The sequence below is a fragment of the Robertmurraya korlensis genome (assembly GCF_023715225.1).
Classification (GTDB): domain Bacteria; phylum Bacillota; class Bacilli; order Bacillales; family Cytobacillaceae; genus Robertmurraya_A.
Window position 1 is genome coordinate 533794 of the sequence record NZ_JAMBNS010000001.1, and the last position, 15908, is coordinate 549701.

The 15908-nt window shown below is 39.7% G+C and carries 14 protein-coding genes; 13 read left to right on the forward strand and 1 reads right to left on the reverse strand.

The genetic code is table 11. The features are described from left to right. Nucleotides 1-21 precede the first annotated feature (21 nt). From M3175_RS02890 to M3175_RS02920, 7 genes are all read left to right on the forward strand, one after another. A complete protein-coding gene (locus M3175_RS02890) occupies nucleotides 22-1284 on the forward strand; it encodes a dihydrolipoamide acetyltransferase family protein (protein WP_251514442.1) in 1263 nt (420 codons plus the stop codon). Nucleotides 1285-1413: 129 nt separating this feature from the next. After that, the gene (locus tag M3175_RS02895; protein WP_251514471.1) at nucleotides 1414-3276 is read left to right on the forward strand and encodes a methylmalonyl-CoA mutase family protein; all 1863 of its coding nucleotides are present in this window, start codon (nucleotides 1414-1416) and stop codon (nucleotides 3274-3276) included. Further along, nucleotides 3269-5449, forward strand: coding sequence for a methylmalonyl-CoA mutase (gene scpA, locus M3175_RS02900; protein WP_251514487.1), 2181 nt, complete (start codon nucleotides 3269-3271; stop codon nucleotides 5447-5449). Before M3175_RS02895 ends, scpA begins: the two co-directional genes overlap by 8 nt. Then, a complete protein-coding gene (gene meaB / locus M3175_RS02905) occupies nucleotides 5449-6495 on the forward strand; it encodes a methylmalonyl Co-A mutase-associated GTPase MeaB (RefSeq protein ID WP_251514489.1) in 1047 nt (348 codons plus the stop codon). Before scpA ends, meaB begins: the two co-directional genes overlap by 1 nt. A 169-nt stretch (nucleotides 6496-6664) precedes the next feature. After that, nucleotides 6665-7102: a BrxA/BrxB family bacilliredoxin gene (locus M3175_RS02910; RefSeq protein ID WP_251514491.1), complete on the forward strand. Its 438-nt coding sequence runs from the start codon at nucleotides 6665-6667 to the stop codon at nucleotides 7100-7102. A 114-nt stretch (nucleotides 7103-7216) separates the two neighbouring features. Next, complete coding sequence (locus tag M3175_RS02915) at nucleotides 7217-8221, forward strand: aromatic acid exporter family protein (RefSeq protein ID WP_251514493.1); 1005 nt, start codon at nucleotides 7217-7219, stop codon at nucleotides 8219-8221. Between the two features lie 16 nt (nucleotides 8222-8237). Beyond that, nucleotides 8238-8753: a L,D-transpeptidase gene (locus M3175_RS02920; protein WP_251514494.1), complete on the forward strand. Its 516-nt coding sequence runs from the start codon at nucleotides 8238-8240 to the stop codon at nucleotides 8751-8753. Between the two features lie 41 nt (nucleotides 8754-8794). Here the strand turns inward: M3175_RS02920 and prli42 are convergent, their stop codons facing one another. Further along, complete coding sequence (prli42, locus tag M3175_RS02925; RefSeq protein WP_251514496.1) at nucleotides 8795-8890, reverse strand: stressosome-associated protein Prli42; 96 nt, start codon at nucleotides 8888-8890, stop codon at nucleotides 8795-8797. 141 nt (nucleotides 8891-9031) lie between these two features. Here prli42 and mce point away from each other — a divergent pair, with 141 nt between their 5' ends. From mce to gnd, 6 genes are all read left to right on the forward strand, one after another. Continuing rightward, nucleotides 9032-9448 carry a methylmalonyl-CoA epimerase gene (gene mce / locus M3175_RS02930; protein ID WP_371321648.1) on the forward strand — a complete coding sequence of 139 codons (417 nt, stop codon included), beginning with the start codon at nucleotides 9032-9034 and terminating at the stop codon, nucleotides 9446-9448. Continuing rightward, a complete protein-coding gene (locus M3175_RS02935; protein WP_251514500.1) occupies nucleotides 9445-10995 on the forward strand; it encodes an acyl-CoA carboxylase subunit beta in 1551 nt (516 codons plus the stop codon). Before mce ends, M3175_RS02935 begins: the two co-directional genes overlap by 4 nt. A gap of 75 nt (nucleotides 10996-11070) precedes the next feature. Further along, on the forward strand, nucleotides 11071-12189 hold the full coding sequence (locus tag M3175_RS02940) for a tripeptidase T (RefSeq protein WP_251514501.1): 1119 nt from the start codon (nucleotides 11071-11073) through the stop codon (nucleotides 12187-12189). Between the two features lie 126 nt (nucleotides 12190-12315). Further along, nucleotides 12316-12789, forward strand: coding sequence for a chemotaxis protein CheW (locus M3175_RS02945; protein ID WP_251514503.1), 474 nt, complete (start codon nucleotides 12316-12318; stop codon nucleotides 12787-12789). A gap of 72 nt (nucleotides 12790-12861) precedes the next feature. Further along, on the forward strand, nucleotides 12862-14136 hold the full coding sequence (locus M3175_RS02950) for a DNA polymerase IV (RefSeq protein WP_251514505.1): 1275 nt from the start codon (nucleotides 12862-12864) through the stop codon (nucleotides 14134-14136). 135 nt (nucleotides 14137-14271) lie between these two features. Next, complete coding sequence (gene gnd / locus M3175_RS02955) at nucleotides 14272-15678, forward strand: NADP-dependent phosphogluconate dehydrogenase (RefSeq protein ID WP_251514507.1); 1407 nt, start codon at nucleotides 14272-14274, stop codon at nucleotides 15676-15678. Nucleotides 15679-15908 lie beyond the last annotated feature (230 nt).

Here is a 15908-nt window from a genome sequence, read left to right on the forward strand (position 1 = left end):
GGTTAACAAGGAGGTAATCAATTGGCTATCGAACAAATCAAAATGCCTCAGCTTGGGGAGAGTGTAACAGAAGGAACGATTAGCAAATGGCTCGTTTCTGTTGGGGACACGGTAAACAAATATGACCCTCTAGCAGAAGTAATGACTGATAAAGTAAACGCAGAAGTACCTTCATCCTTCTCAGGAAAGATTGTCGAACTTATTGCTAGTGAAGGTGAAACATTAGAGGTGGGTGCGATTATCTGTACCATCGAAATGGAAGGGCAAGATCATACACCACAGGAAACGAAAACAAAGAATCAAACAGTGGAAAATGTTCAAAAGCCTGAAGTGAGTGATGCGCCTAATAAAGCACGCTATTCACCAGCAGTCTTAAAGCTTTCTGGAGAACATGGAATTGACTTAACTCAGGTAACAGGTTCAGGAACGGGTGGTCGAATTACTCGAAAAGATCTTCTGGCAATCATAGAGTCCGGTTCCATTCCTACACCTCAACCAAAAGCGGAAGCTGTCCCAACCGCTCCAGCTCGAAAAGAGGTAGAAAAAGCAGCACCTGCTCCAATGGATGTTCCTGTAACAGCGGGGGATATAGAAATTCCGGTTTCAGGTGTGAGAAAAGCAATCGCAGCTAATATGCTACGCTCCAAGCATGAGGCACCACATGCCTGGACGATGGTTGAAGTTGATGTCACGAATTTAGTTGCATACAGAAACTCCATTAAATCGGAGTTTAAGGCAAAAGAAGGATTTAACTTAACATTCTTCGCTTTCTTTGTAAAAGCAGTCGCTCAAAGCCTAAAGGAATTCCCGCAAATGAACTCTATGTGGGCAGGAGATAAAATCATCCAGAAGAAGGATATTAATATCTCCATAGCAGTTGCAACAGAGGATGCTTTATATGTTCCAGTTATTAAGCATGCGGATGAAAAGACCATTAAAGGGATTGCGAGAGAAATTACTGAATTAGCGTCTAAAGTAAGAGCTGGAAAGTTATCAAGTGCTGATATGCAAGGTGGTACCTTCACTGTTAACAACACCGGTTCATTTGGATCCGTTCAATCCATGGGTATTATTAATTACCCTCAAGCAGCAATTCTACAAGTAGAATCCATCGTTAAACGTCCGGTTGTTATGGATGGCGGTATGATTGCTGTAAGAGACATGGTTAATCTTTGTCTATCTCTTGATCACCGCGTTCTTGATGGACTTGTGTGCGGAAGATTTTTAAAGCGAGTGAAAGATATCCTTGAGGCTACTACAAAGGAAAATACATCTATCTACTAATACAAAAAGCCGTTGTCAGGTAGACAGCGGTTTTTCTTCTTTGCAATTATTCCCATGTGTACTACAATAAGGGTAAGATCAATAATTTTGAATTTTACCTCAATTTTATCTTTCGGAGGGAGGGGAGCCGTGGCAAACTTGGCACGGCATACAATGCAAATAAAAGACATGAAACGCGCGTCATTCCCACTTTGGCAAGAAGAAGACTGGACCGAAAAAAGTGAACAGTCACTGAAAGGAAAAAAGGTAGAACATTTAATAAATCATACATACGAACAGATAAAATTGAAACCGCTTTATTTTAAAAAAGAACAACACTGTTCTCAATTTCCTGGTGTCCCAGATTATCGAAGAGGAATCGATTCGTGTCCGGGCGAGAAGCAGCCATGGAGAATAGCTCAGACCATTCACGCATCTACGGTAAATGAACTAAAAGACAAGATGGAAGCTGCCATCAAAGTTGGACAGTCCGCCGTTTCTTTCTCTGTTCAAAAGGATACTTCCTATCAATCGATATTTGAAGCGTTTGCTGGTCGTTTTCCAGTTTGCGTACAAGCGAAGAACGGACATCAATCCAAACTCCTCTCAGAGCTGTGTAGCGTCAAAGATAGTAGTGATATACAAGGCTTTATTGCTACGGATCCGTTAGCCCAATTGGCTTCAGATGGCTATTTAGAAGAGCCAGTGAACGATGTGTATGATGAATTAGCAAAAAATATTCAAATGGCCTCACAAAAATTCCCAGAATTAAAAACTATTCTTGTTGACACAACTCCCTATCATAATGGGGGGGCTAACGCCGTCCAAGAGATTGCGATTTCTCTTGCAACGGCTGTATTCCACCTAGAAGAACTTTCAAACCGAAATATTCCAATCGAAACCATACTCTCTAAATATATTTTTCGCTTCTCAGTAGGAGCTAATTTCTTTATGGAAATTGCTAAGTTAAGAGCAGCACGCATGCTTTGGAGTGAAATCGTAAAAGCGTACGGAGGAAATACCGAAAATCAAAAAATGGAAATATCAGTACGAACATCAAGCTTTACAAAAACGGTTTATGATCCGTATGTAAATCTTCTCCGTTCTAGTAATGAAGCGTTTGCTGCAGTCATTGGAGGAATTCAATATTTACATGTAAGTCCATTTAATGAGCTCGAAGGGGTTGGAACAGAGTTCTCCGAGAGAATTGCTCGAAATACTCAACTTATTCTAAGTGAAGAAGCACTTATTTGTAAAACACATGATCCAGCTGGAGGTTCCTGGTATATAGAAGAACTAACGGACGAGATTGCCAGAAAAGGATGGGACTTATTTTTACAAATCGATGATAATGGCGGGATGCTATCCTCTCTTGTTGATGGTGAGATTCAATCTCAAATCTCAAAAGTATTGGATAGTAGAAAGAATGATAGTTTCACAAGAAAACAATCAATCGTCGGTACCAATATGTACGCAAATCTAGAAGATCAACCATTGAAAATATGCATGCAGCAAAAAACTACACCTGAAGCAGTAGCCATCAAGATACCCGAATTGAAGCAAACTAGACTTTCAGAACCCTATGAAACTCTTAGAAGGATTTCTGAAAAACTAGAAAAGCAACCAGTGGTAGGGGTCATTTGTATTGGTGGGTTAAAACAGTTTAAGCCACAAGCAGATTTTATTGAGGGCTTTCTTGCGCCAGGTGGAATAGCTATAGAAAAAAACGAGGGAACTGACAGTTGGGAACAAATTCAGAAGTATATTGAAAGTAGTAACCATTCAACTTATTGCTTGTGTGGAGCGTATGGGGAATTTGAAGAATTGGGGCTTTCCATCGTGAAAGAATTTCATACGAATTATCCAGAGAAACGACTATATTTGGCAGGGCTACCTGAGGCAAAGAATGAATGGCTTCAATCTGGTGTAACGGACTTTTTTCATCGACAAAGTAACTGCTATGATTCTCTATCGAGTCTCTTGACTGAAATGGAGGAAACCACTCATGCTTAACAAACCCAATTTTCGTCAAATAAAGATACCATCTATTAAGGCTGAAAAGAGCAATCGAAAAAAAGCAGAAATATTAACCTCCATAGAGGAGTTATTTTACGAAACCAATGAACAAATCAAAGTAAAGTCATTGTATACGAAAGATGACCGTGATCATTTAGATCATCTTGAAGATTTACCTGGTTTGCCCCCCTTTACTAGAGGACCATATCCTACGATGTATGTAAATAGACCTTGGACGGTAAGACAGTATGCGGGATTTTCTACTGCAGAGGAAAGTAATGCATTTTATCGTAGAAATTTAGCAATGGGACAAAAGGGACTGTCAGTTGCTTTTGATTTAGCCACCCATAGAGGCTACGACTCTGATCATCCACGTGTCGAAGGTGATGTAGGGAAAGCGGGTGTTGCTATAGACTCTGTACTCGATATGAAAACCTTATTTGATGGTATTCCTCTTGACCAGATGTCTGTCTCGATGACAATGAATGGAGCCGTTTTGCCGATCATGGCCTTTTACATCGTAACGGCTGAGGAGCAGGGGGTGAGTAAGGAACAATTATCTGGGACGATTCAAAATGATATTTTAAAAGAGTATATGGTTCGTAATACATATATTTATCCTCCAGAAATGTCGATGAAGATTATTGCTGATATTTTTTCGTATACTTCTAAGTATATGCCGAAATTCAATAGCATTAGTATTTCAGGATATCATATGCAGGAGGCGGGAGCACCAGCAGATATTGAACTTGCTTACACACTGGCAGACGGACTCGAATATGTTCGAACAGGTCTAAAAGCGGGTATTGATATCGATTCCTTTGCCCCAAGATTATCATTTTTTTGGGCGATTGGTATGAATTATTTCATGGAAGTAGCTAAAATGAGGGCAGGGCGTTATATTTGGGCAAAGATGATGAATTCGTTTTCCCCTCAAAGTGAAAAGTCTATGGTTTTACGTACCCATTCCCAAACATCTGGATGGAGCTTAACGGAACAGGATCCATTTAATAATGTGACTCGTACACTTATTGAAGCGCACGCTGCTGCGATGGGGCATACTCAATCTCTTCACACAAATGCTTTAGATGAAGCAATTGCCCTTCCAACAGATTTCTCTGCTAGAATTGCTCGCAATACGCAGTTATTTCTTCAGGAAGAAACCGGAATCACGAACGTGATTGACCCTTGGGGTGGATCGTATTATGTTGAAGCCCTAACAGATGAGTTGATTAAACGTGCATGGGAGCATATTCAAGAGGTTGAAGAGCTAGGTGGGATGGCAAAAGCAATTGAAACGGGCTTGCCAAAAATGAAGATAGAAGAAGCGGCAGCTAAGCGCCAAGCTAAAATTGACTCAGGTGAGGAAACGATCATTGGTGTCAATCGTTACCGCGTGGATAAAGATGATGAAATTGAGATTTTAGACATAGATAATACGGCTGTAAGATTAAAACAAATTGAAAAACTGGCCTTCTTAAAAGCAAATAGAGACGAGCAAGAAGTAAAGCAAACTCTAGAAGCATTAACAAAAGGGGCACAAACTGGCGAAGGAAACCTCCTTGAACTTGCGGTAAACGCTGCTAGGGCTCGCGCAACAATTGGGGAAATTTCAAATGCGGTGGAAGCTGTTGCAGGAAGACACAAAGCGATTATCCGCTCAATTAGTGGAGTATATAGCTCTGCGTACTCGAATGAAGAGGAAATGAAACAAGTTCAGCGTATGACAGAGGAATTTCTAGAAAATGAAGGACGTCGGCCGAGAATTCTTATAGCCAAGATGGGACAGGATGGTCACGACAGGGGAGCAAAAGTGATATCAACAGCTTTTGCTGATTTAGGATTTGATGTGGATATTGGACCGTTATTCCAAACACCAAAGGAGACCGCATTACAAGCAATCGAGAATGATGTACACGTGATCGGAATAAGCTCACTTGCTGCGGGCCATAAAACACTGCTTCCACAATTAATGAAAGAATTAAAGGACTTAGGCAGGGATGATATTTTAGTGGTGATCGGTGGCGTCATTCCTGCTCAAGATTATGAGTATTTATATGGCCAAGGGGCTGCCGCTATTTTTGGACCAGGGACCGTCATTCCAGTAGCCGCTCAAAAGGTGGTAAGAGCCATCTACGAGCGATTGGGCTATGAGGAAGTGGAAAAGTAATGAAAGAAAATCATATAGAGAAAAGCTTTTCTTCTGCAAAACGATTTCACAAAAAAGTAAATCATGCACCAACGGTCGAGGAGCTTTGCTCAGGGCTAAGGAATGGAAACCGTTCTATGCTTGCTCAAGCGATTACATTAATTGAAAGCAATGCTGACCACCACTTTAAAAAGGGGCAGGAACTTCTTCAACAAATTCTTCCCTTTTCAGGTAACTCGGTTCGAATTGGTATTACCGGTGTACCAGGAGCGGGAAAAAGCACCTTTATTGACTCTTTTGGGATGTACTTATGTGACCAAGGCATGAAGGTAGCTGTTTTAGCTGTTGACCCAAGCTCTAAACGGAGTGGTGGAAGTATTTTAGGGGACAAAACGAGAATGGAACAACTATCTAGGACAGAGTTAGCTTTTATTCGACCGTCCCCTACAGGAGGAAAGCTAGGTGGTGTTCATCGAAAAACGAAGGAGTCTATTGCTCTTTGTGAAGCGGCAGGTTATGAAGTGATAATTGTAGAGACTGTTGGTGTGGGACAAAGCGAAGTTCTAGTAAGAGACATGGTAGACTTCTTTATGCTCCTTGTTTTAACTGGCGCTGGTGACGAGTTGCAAGGAATGAAAAAGGGAATCATGGAGCTTGCCGACGGCATTGTCGTAAATAAAGCAGATGGTGAAAATGAAGCTGCCGCACGAAAAACTAGGGATGAATATAATCAAATTCTGCATTTTCTTCAACCCTCAACTGCTAATTGGGAAACGAGAGCGCATGTATGTTCAAGTTTATATAATAAAGGAATTGAGGAAATCTGGCGGACAATTGACCAATTTATTCATGAAACGAGACAATCAGGAGTGTTTGAGGAGCGAAGAAGAAAACAAACAAAGGATTGGATGCACGCTCTAATCACAGATCAACTTCAGCTACAATTCTATGCTCACGAAAAAATAAAAGAATTGCTTCCTCAGCTTGAAAGAGCTGTAGTTGATGGTGATCAGACAGTTACCTCTGCAGTAGACCTTCTATTTAAATATTTTTATGAAAAAAAATAAAAAAAGGAAGGTCACACATACGGTGACCTTCATCTAAGGAGTAGGGGTATGATCTAGCTGTGCTTATATCATACCCTTTTTTCATTACCTTAAACCTTTCTGATTGTATATTTGTATCTCATATTGGTATATTGAATATATATTAATGAAATAATGGAGGGAACTTTTCGTGAATATGGATTTTAATTTATTTATGAACGATGTGGTTCGACAAGCGCGACAAGAAATTGTTGCTGCTGGATATACAGAATTAAAGACGTCAGAAGATGTGGAAGCTGCACTATCTAAGTCAGGTACAACACTTGTAATGGTTAACTCAGTATGTGGCTGTGCAGGTGGGATTGCTCGTCCGGCAGCGATGTATTCTGTTCACTACGATAAAAAGCCTGATCAATTAGTAACGGTTTTTGCTGGTCAAGATAAAGAAGCAACAGCAACAGCACGATCTTATTTTACTGATTATCCACCATCTTCTCCTTCTTTTGCTCTATTAAAAGACGGAAAAATCTTAACAATGGTTGAACGCCATGAAATTGAAGGGCATGAACCAATGGCAGTTGTACAAAAGTTACAAGAAGCATTCGATAAATATTGTGAAGAAGTGTAACCTCAGGTCTCTGAGGTTTTTCTTTTTACTCTTCATTGGTTAACAGTTGAATTGAAAGCGTCATCAAGGGTAAGGTAACTAATGGGAAATTATTATATAGGAGTAAAATATAAAATGGAATTTAAAATTGGTTACCGAACGGTAAAGACAGCGTTGGGAGCAGCAGCTTCCATTATGATGGCTCAGGCTTTTGGTCTTTCGAGTTTTACATCTGCGGGAATCCTTACCATCCTTTGCATTCAAGTAACAAAGAAGAAAAGTGTACGTGCTTCCTGGGAACGGTTTTTAGCTTGCATGGTGGCAATGGTTTTTTCAATCATTATTTTTGAAGGTATTGCTTTCCATCCCGTCATGATTGGACTTTTATTATTATTATTCATTCCTACAGCGGTAATGGTGGGAGCAAGCGATGGGATTGTGTCGAGCACGGTTATTATTTTGCATTTGTACTCAGCTGGACATATCACAAAGAGTTTATTATTGAATGAATTGGGCTTAATTATTATTGGAATTGGTGTGGCCTTAATTATGAACCTGTATATGCCAAGTTTAGAAAACAAGCTGATAGATTATCAAAGAAAAATAGAGGAGAACTTCAAAGCCATCTTTGATGAAATTATCTTATATTTGAAAAATAATAAAACGGATTGGGATGGTTATGAAATCCCAAAAACAGCAGCACTTATTGATGAGGCCAAGACTCTAGCTTTTCGTGATGTAGAAAACCATTTCCTCCGAAACGAGAACTTATATTATCACTATTTTAAGATGAGAGAGAAGCAATTTGAAATTATTGAAAGAGTGTTGCCTCTTGTTAGTTCCATTTCTCTTACCGTCGAACAGGGAGAGATGATTGCAGAATTCATTGAAGATCTCTCAAATAATATTCATCCGGGAAACACAGCGGATATTTATATCGAAAAGTTAGAGAGAATGAGAATAGAATTTCAAAAAATGGAGCTTCCTCGAACACGTGAGGAATTTGAGACACGGGCGGCTCTTTTGCACTTCACAAAGGAAATGGAGCAATATTTAACGATTAAAAAGGACTTTGTTGGAATGAAAAAACCTAAAGCGAATAAAAGGAGCAAAATGCTTCAAACTACTAAGGAGAAATAATACGGTAGGTGAACATATGGTATCCTTTCTTTTAGCCTTACTTATTGCATTTACTTCAAATCCTATTTGGCCATTAGGAGAAAATCCTCTTCCAGGAGATCCTTTCTTAATTGTGAATAAAGCTTCCAATGAAGTAGCTTTAATTAATGAGAATCGAGTTCAGACAGTGGTAAAAGCTGCAACAGGCAAAACAGAAGAGTTAACTCCTGAAGGATTATTCACGATAACAGTTAAGGCCAAAAATCCATATTACCGAAAAAACAATATTAATGGTGGAGATCCCGAAAATCCTTTAGGAACAAGATGGATTGGATTTGATGCAAATGAAACCGATGGAAGAATCTATGGTCTTCATGGAACCAACACTCCTAGCTCTATCGGAAAGTATGTGTCACAGGGATGTGTGAGACTTCAAAATGAAGCGATCGAATCTCTCTATGATTTCATTCCAATAGGTACAAAGGTATTAATTACAACAACAAATGAAAACTATACAGAAATAGCAAAAGAATACGGTGCGATTTCAAAATAAAAAGTCACTTAAGGCCAAACCCTTAAGTGACTTTTTGCTTTTTATAAGAATGCAACAACTCCAGCAAGTATGGTAGATGCTAGCATCGCAAATAGCATGACATAAACAACAATCTTTTGTGTTTTCTTATTTCCCATTTTCTATCTCCTCTCAATCAGAACTTTTCTAAGTTTATTTTACTAGGAAAAGATAAATTGAACAACCGCTCAAGGCTTGGAAGGGATTTTTGTCCAAAAAGCGAATATTTATATTATATTACTTTGGGGGAGATGGAAAAAGTGATAAATAATGTCGATCACATTGGGATCGCTGTAAAATCAATTGATGCAAGCTTGCCTTTTTACACAGAGGTTCTTGGATTAAAGCTTGTAGGAATCGAAGAAATCCCATCAGAACAAGTAAAAGTTGCCTTTATAGACACGGGAAACGTCATGTTAGAGTTATTAGAATCGACAAGTTTTGAAAGCGCTATCTATAAATTTGTCGAAAAACGCGGAGAAGGAATCCACCACATAGCTCTAGGGGTAACTTCCATAGAATCTAGAATTCAGGAATTAAAAGAGAAGGGTGTACAAATGATTCATGATAATCCAAAGAAAGGAGCACATCATGCAAGAGTGGCCTTTATGCATCCAAAATCAACTCATCATGTGCTTTTAGAATTGTGTCAAAGAGATGGGGGGAGTCAAAAATGATCGACATCTATGAGAAAATTAATGATTTATATGATCGGAAAAGAGAAGTAGAGTTAGGTGGGGGAGATCAAAAAATTGAAAAACAGCATGAAAAAGGAAAGCTGACAGCAAGGGAGAGAATTGAGCTTCTTGTTGACAAGGGAACCTTTATTGAGCTGAACCCTTTTATTGAACATAGATGTAAGGATTTTGGTTTGGAAAATCAAAAGGGTCCAGGCGACGGTGTCGTCACTGGCTATGGAAAGGTGAATGGCCGTCCAATCTACTTGTTCTCTCAAGATTTTACGGTTTTTGGTGGAGCTTTAGGGGAAATGCATGCGAACAAAATAGCGAATGTAATGGATTTGGCTGCGAAAAATGGAGCACCCTTTATTGGGCTGAATGATTCGGGTGGAGCTAGAATTCAAGAGGGAGTCGTTTCACTCGATGGCTATGGAAAGATCTTTTATCGAAATGCCATCTACTCAGGAGTCATTCCGCAAATATCTGTGATTATGGGTCCGTGTGCAGGTGGGGCGGTATATTCCCCAGCCATCACTGATTTCGTGTTTATGGTCGATCAAACGAGCCAAATGTTTATTACGGGTCCAAAGGTGATTGAAACGGTTACGGGAGAGAAAATAAGTCCCGAGGATTTAGGAGGGGCGAAGGTACATAACTCCATAAGTGGAAATGCGCATTTCCATGCATCAACGGAGGAAGAAGTACTTGCAGGAGTCCGACAATTATTAAGCTATCTTCCACAAAATAATGAGGAAAAAGCCCCGATTAATCAGTATGAAGATGATTGGGATTATCGACCTGATTTAACCGATGTGGTCCCATTTGACGCGGTTCGTCCGTACGATGTGAGAAAGGTAATCGATCAAGTAGTAGATGAAGATTCTTTCATGGAGGTTCAAAAGGATTTCGCCAAAAATATCGTTGTCGGGTACGCTCGAGTAAAGGGAGAAGTGATTGGATTAGTATGTAACCAACCGAAGTTTATGGCCGGTGGGTTGGACATAGACTCATCTGATAAAGCAGCCAGATTTATTCGTTTCTGCGACTCGTTTAACATACCTATTATTACATTCGAGGATGTAACAGGCTTTTTTCCTGGTGTAAAGCAGGAACATGGTGGAATCATCCGACACGGTGCGAAAATATTGTATGCCTATTCAGAATCAACGGTTCCAAAATTAACGATAATACTTCGAAAAGCTTATGGCGGGGCCTATGTGGCATTAAACTCAAAGTCTATCGGTGCTGATCTTGTATTTGCTTGGCCCAATGCTGAAATAGCCGTGATGGGACCGCAGGGGGCTGCGAATATTATTTTTGCAAGAGAAATAAACCAAAGTGAAGATCCAGAAGCAACAAGAGCACAAAAAATCGAGGAATACCGAGAAAAATTTGCCAATCCATATGTGGCCGCAAGTATGGGGATGGTAGATGACGTCATTGACCCGCGTGAAACAAGAATTAAAATTATCCAATCATTAGAGATGCTTCGTAATAAAAAGGATACTCGTCCTAATAAAAAGCACGGAAATATTCCCCTATAATCCCATTCATTTGCTGATTATGATATGTAAAAGTTATACTACAAGAGTGAGTGAATGATTGATGGAGGGTATAGGATGATTAATGAAGAAAGATTGTTAAAGGAATTTCTAGAGCTCGTTCAAGTGGACTCAGAAACGAAGAATGAAGCAGAAATAGCAAAGGTATTAAAACAGAAGTTTTCGGAGCTAGGCGTTGAAGTAGTTGAAGACGATACAACTGCAACGACTGGGCATGGAGCAGGAAACTTAATTTGTACACTTAATGGCTCAAAGGAGCAGGTAGACACCATCTACTTCACTTCCCATATGGATACGGTTGTACCTGGTAAAGGCATTAAACCAAGTATTAAGGATGGTTATGTAGTAACAGATGGTACAACGATTCTCGGGGCGGATGATAAAGCAGGACTTGCCGTAATGATTGAAGTGGTGCGTGTGTTAAAGGAACAATCCATTTCACACGGAACGATTCAATTTATCATTACTGTTGGAGAAGAGTCTGGATTAGTTGGTGCCAAAGCATTAGATCCATCCTTACTTGTAGCAAAATACGGCTATGCTCTAGATAGTGATGGTAAAGTTGGGAATATTATTGTTGCTGCACCTACGCAGGCAAAAGTAAAGGCAACGATTTTTGGAAAGACAGCACATGCTGGCGTGGCACCTGAAAAAGGAGTATCGGCGATTACGATTGCAGCAAAAGCTATTTCGAGAATGCCTCTTGGTCGCATTGATGAGGAAACAACTGCAAATATCGGTCGTTTTGAAGGTGGAACGCAAACCAATATCGTTTGTGACCACGTTGAAATCTTAGCTGAGGCACGGTCATTGGTCAATGAGAAGATGGAAGAGCAAGTGCAAAAAATGAAAACAGCATTCGAAGAAGCGGCCTCAGAAATGGGTGGCAGAGCAGAGGTTGATATTCAAGTAATGTACCCTGGCTTTAAATTTGGAGAAGGAGATCATGTGGTTGAAGTAGCAAGAAAAGCGGCAACCAAAATTGGTCGATCCTCCGAGCTGTTAAGAAGCGGCGGAGGCAGTGATGCGAATGTAATAGCTGGATTTGGAATTCCTACCGTCAACTTGGCAGTGGGTTATGAAGAGATTCACACAACGAATGAAAGAATGCCAATTGCAGAACTCAATAAGTTGGCAGAGTATGTGATTGCGATCATTGAAGAAGTTTCTGCCTAATAGACAGAGAGTGAGGAGAGATCCTTCACTCTTTTTTTGTTACTTTCGATAGACAAATTAGCCGGAATGTTAGTATGATACAGGTATAAAGTATGATGCATTTGTGCAAGATTGGAGCGAGTACCCATGCTTATAACAACAAAAGTAGTCGTTTTTCAAGTAGGGTCTGAAGAATACGGGATTCCTATCGAACATGTGATTTCAATAGAGAAGGTGGAAGGAATTACACCAATCCCTCATTTACCTGTGTACGTGAAAGGAATCGTGAAAGTTAGAGGAGAATTACTGCCTGTTATTGATTTTGAAGAGATTTTATATCACCGAAATATTCAGTACAATGATCAAACAAGGATGATTGTCGTAAAGACTGATGAATTAACCATTGGAGTCTTTGTTAACGACGCAAAAGAGATTATTGATATTGAAAAGGAAAATTTAAAGCAATTGGGGTTAGTAGCATTTAATAAAACAAGTTACTTCTCTTCCATTGCTAACTTGGATTCTCGTTTGATTACATTGATTGATCCGTTAAAACTTGTTCAATCGCTAGAAGGAATAAATGAAATCCAACAATATATGAAATCACATCAAGAAGAGTAGCCTGTGGCTCTCTTTTTTTTCGTCATCCAATTCTTCTGGTAAAATATAAGGACAATGGTGAGGAGGTGGGCTATGCGAGAAATGTACCCGAAAAACGGCCGTGTCATCCTTCATGTGGATATGAACAGCTTTTATGCATCCGTGGAAATGGCTTACGACCAAAGTTTAAAGGGGAAGCCACTTGCAATTGCGGGCAATGTTGAGGAAAGACGTGGCATCATTGTTACCTGCAGCTATGAAGCAAGGCGTGTTGGGGTGCGAACGACAATGCCGTTATGGGAAGCTAGAAAACTATGCCCTGAGTTAATTGTGATGAAACCCAATTTTGAGCGCTATCGTTCTGCCTCTGTTGCTATCTTTGATTTGTTAAGGCAGTTTTCGGACCTTGTTGAGCCGGTTTCCATTGATGAAGGATATGTAGATATTACAGAAAGCTACGAGTTTGGATCACCTCTTGAAATTGCGAAAACGATTCAAGCTAGGATGTTAGAACAGTTTGACCTTCCTTGCAGCATCGGAATTGCTCCCAATAAGTTTTTAGCAAAAACAGCATCTGATATGAAAAAGCCATTAGGAATAACGGTCCTTAGAAAAAGAGATATTAAACAAGTTCTGTGGCCAATGAATGTGGGGGAAATGCACGGTGTGGGACAAAAGACAGCTGAGAAATTTAATACAATAGGAATACATACGATTGGTGACTTAGCAAAAGGAAATGAGATTCAATTAAAAGCACTTTTAGGAATCAATGGAGTACGTCTTAAGGAACGAGCGAATGGTATTGATCACCGTGAAGTGGACCCCAATTCTGTTTCTGACTTTAAAAGCGTTGGAAACTCAACTACTCTTCCGAAGGATGTTACAAATGTTAGAGAGTTAAACGAAGTGTTGGAGAAGCTGGCAGAGAAAGTTTCTGCAAGACTAAAAGCAAAACAAGTGTTGGCAACGGGACTAAGTGTAACGATACGGTATAAAGATCGAAAAACGTTTACTAGAAGTAAAAAACTAAATAATCCAGTAGATAAACAAGACGAGATTTCTCAACTTGCCAAAGTATTGTTTCATTCCAACTGGAATGGGAATGCCATCCGTCTTCTTGGAATCACAGGTACAGATTTAATACATGTGAATGAAGCAGTGAAACAGCTTGATCTCTTCTCTTATGAACGTGATGCAAAAAAAGAGCCGCTATTAAATGCGGTTTCAAAATTAAAAGAAAAGTATGGAACGGCCATAATAAATCGGGCAGGAATGGCTCGGAAGAAAAAGCAAACGCCATCAATTGGGACGGATACAAGCTTTAATAAAGATTTTTTACATGAGGTGAGAGATAGGAAAGAAGAGTAACATAGTTAAAGAAATTCAGGAAAAAATATATTTGAATATTTAATTAATCACCTTACTTGCGCTTTTTGCTTAATCTTGCTAAAGTAAAGTGGATTCTTATGTATATAAGTATTTAGCTAGAAGGGAAGTAAAAAAATGACAAAACAACAATTTGGAGTAATTGGGTTAGCGGTAATGGGGAAAAACCTTGCTTGGAACATCGAGAGCCGAGGCTATACAGTCTCAGTTTACAATCGTTCAAGCCAAAAAACAGATGAAATGCTTGCGGAATCAAATGGAAAAAATATATTTGGTACATATAGCATGGAAGAATTTGTTGAATCATTAGAAAAGCCACGTAAAATTATGCTTATGGTTAAAGCTGGTGGCCCAACTGATGCAACAATTGATCAATTAAAGCCATTACTTGATAAAGGTGATATCGTTATTGACGGTGGAAACACGTATTTTGTTGATACACAGCGCCGTAATAAAGAACTTAGTGAATTAGGTATCCACTTTGTTGGAACAGGCGTTTCAGGCGGAGAAGAGGGTGCGCTTAAAGGGCCTTCTATTATGCCAGGTGGTCAAAAAGAAGCGTATGAGTTAATTGCACCTATCTTTAAGGATATTTCAGCGAAGGTTGACGGTGAGCCTTGTACAACGTATATCGGTCCAGATGGAGCAGGTCATTATGTGAAAATGGTTCATAATGGAATTGAATACGGAGATATGCAGTTAATCTCTGAGTCATACTTCCTATTAAAGCATGTACTTGGTCTAAGTGCAGACGAGCTTCATGAAGTATTCGCTGAGTGGAACAAAGGCGAGCTTGATAGCTACTTAATCGAAATTACAGCTGATATTTTCACGAAAAAAGACGAAGAAACAGGTAAGCCACTTGTTGACGTTATCCTTGATACAGCAGGACAAAAGGGAACTGGTAAGTGGACAAGCCAAAGCTCTCTTGACCTTGGAGTACCACTTCCAATCATTACGGAGTCGGTATTTGCTCGTTTCCTTTCAGCAATGAAGGAAGAACGTGTACATGCTAGCAAAGTATTAGGTGGACCAACTGCGAAGGAATTCACTGGTGATAAGAAGGCATTTATCGAATCAGTTCGTAAAGCTCTTTATATGAGCAAGATTTGTTCTTACGCACAAGGCTTCGCACAAATGCGTGCAGCTTCAGAAGAATATAATTGGGATTTACAATACGGAGAAATTGCGATGATCTTCCGTGGAGGATGTATTATTCGCGCTCAATTCCTTCAAAAGATTAAAGAAGCATATGATCGTGACGGACAGCTTAAAAATCTATTACTTGATCCATATTTCAAGGAAATTGTTGAAAGCTACCAGCATGCTCTTCGTGACATCATGGTTGTTGCTGTTCAAAACGGTATTCCTGTACCATGTTTCTCTGCTGCGCTATCATACTACGACAGCTACCGTACAGAAACACTGCCTGCGAATCTGTTACAAGCTCAACGTGACTATTTCGGTGCACATACGTACCAACGTACTGATAAAGAAGGAACATTCCATACAAACTGGTTCTAAGCCTTCTATAAGTGAAAATAGCCTGCCCAATAGGGTAGGCTATTTTGCATATCAAGGACAAGCGGTTGGGGAGCAGTTTTGAAAGTGCTTTACTTAAAATGCGTGCCGAAATGATAGTTGTATTGGCATCGTTATTGGATTTTAAAAGTCCTTAATCGAGTAACTGGCGAAAGTAAAATAAGGGGAGAATTTCCGGTTAGATGCAAAATGGAGCCTCGTTTCCGGGTGAA

Excerpts from the sequence above, each read along its gene's own strand:
- M3175_RS02950 (WP_251514505.1), top strand. The coding sequence starts at position 12,862 with ATGCGAGAAATGTACCCGAAAAACGGCCGTGTCATCCTTCATGTGGAT.
- M3175_RS02920 (WP_251514494.1), top strand. The coding sequence starts at position 8,238 with ATGGTATCCTTTCTTTTAGCCTTACTTATTGCATTTACTTCAAATCCT.
- gnd (WP_251514507.1), top strand. The coding sequence starts at position 14,272 with ATGACAAAACAACAATTTGGAGTAATTGGGTTAGCGGTAATGGGGAAA.
- M3175_RS02915 (WP_251514493.1), top strand. The coding sequence starts at position 7,217 with ATGGAATTTAAAATTGGTTACCGAACGGTAAAGACAGCGTTGGGAGCA.
- scpA (WP_251514487.1), top strand. The coding sequence starts at position 3,269 with ATGCTTAACAAACCCAATTTTCGTCAAATAAAGATACCATCTATTAAG.
- M3175_RS02935 (WP_251514500.1), top strand. The coding sequence starts at position 9,445 with ATGATCGACATCTATGAGAAAATTAATGATTTATATGATCGGAAAAGA.
- meaB (WP_251514489.1), top strand. The coding sequence starts at position 5,449 with ATGAAAGAAAATCATATAGAGAAAAGCTTTTCTTCTGCAAAACGATTT.
- M3175_RS02940 (WP_251514501.1), top strand. The coding sequence starts at position 11,071 with ATGATTAATGAAGAAAGATTGTTAAAGGAATTTCTAGAGCTCGTTCAA.
- M3175_RS02945 (WP_251514503.1), top strand. The coding sequence starts at position 12,316 with ATGCTTATAACAACAAAAGTAGTCGTTTTTCAAGTAGGGTCTGAAGAA.
- prli42 (WP_251514496.1), bottom strand. The coding sequence starts at position 8,890 with ATGGGAAATAAGAAAACACAAAAGATTGTTGTTTATGTCATGCTATTT.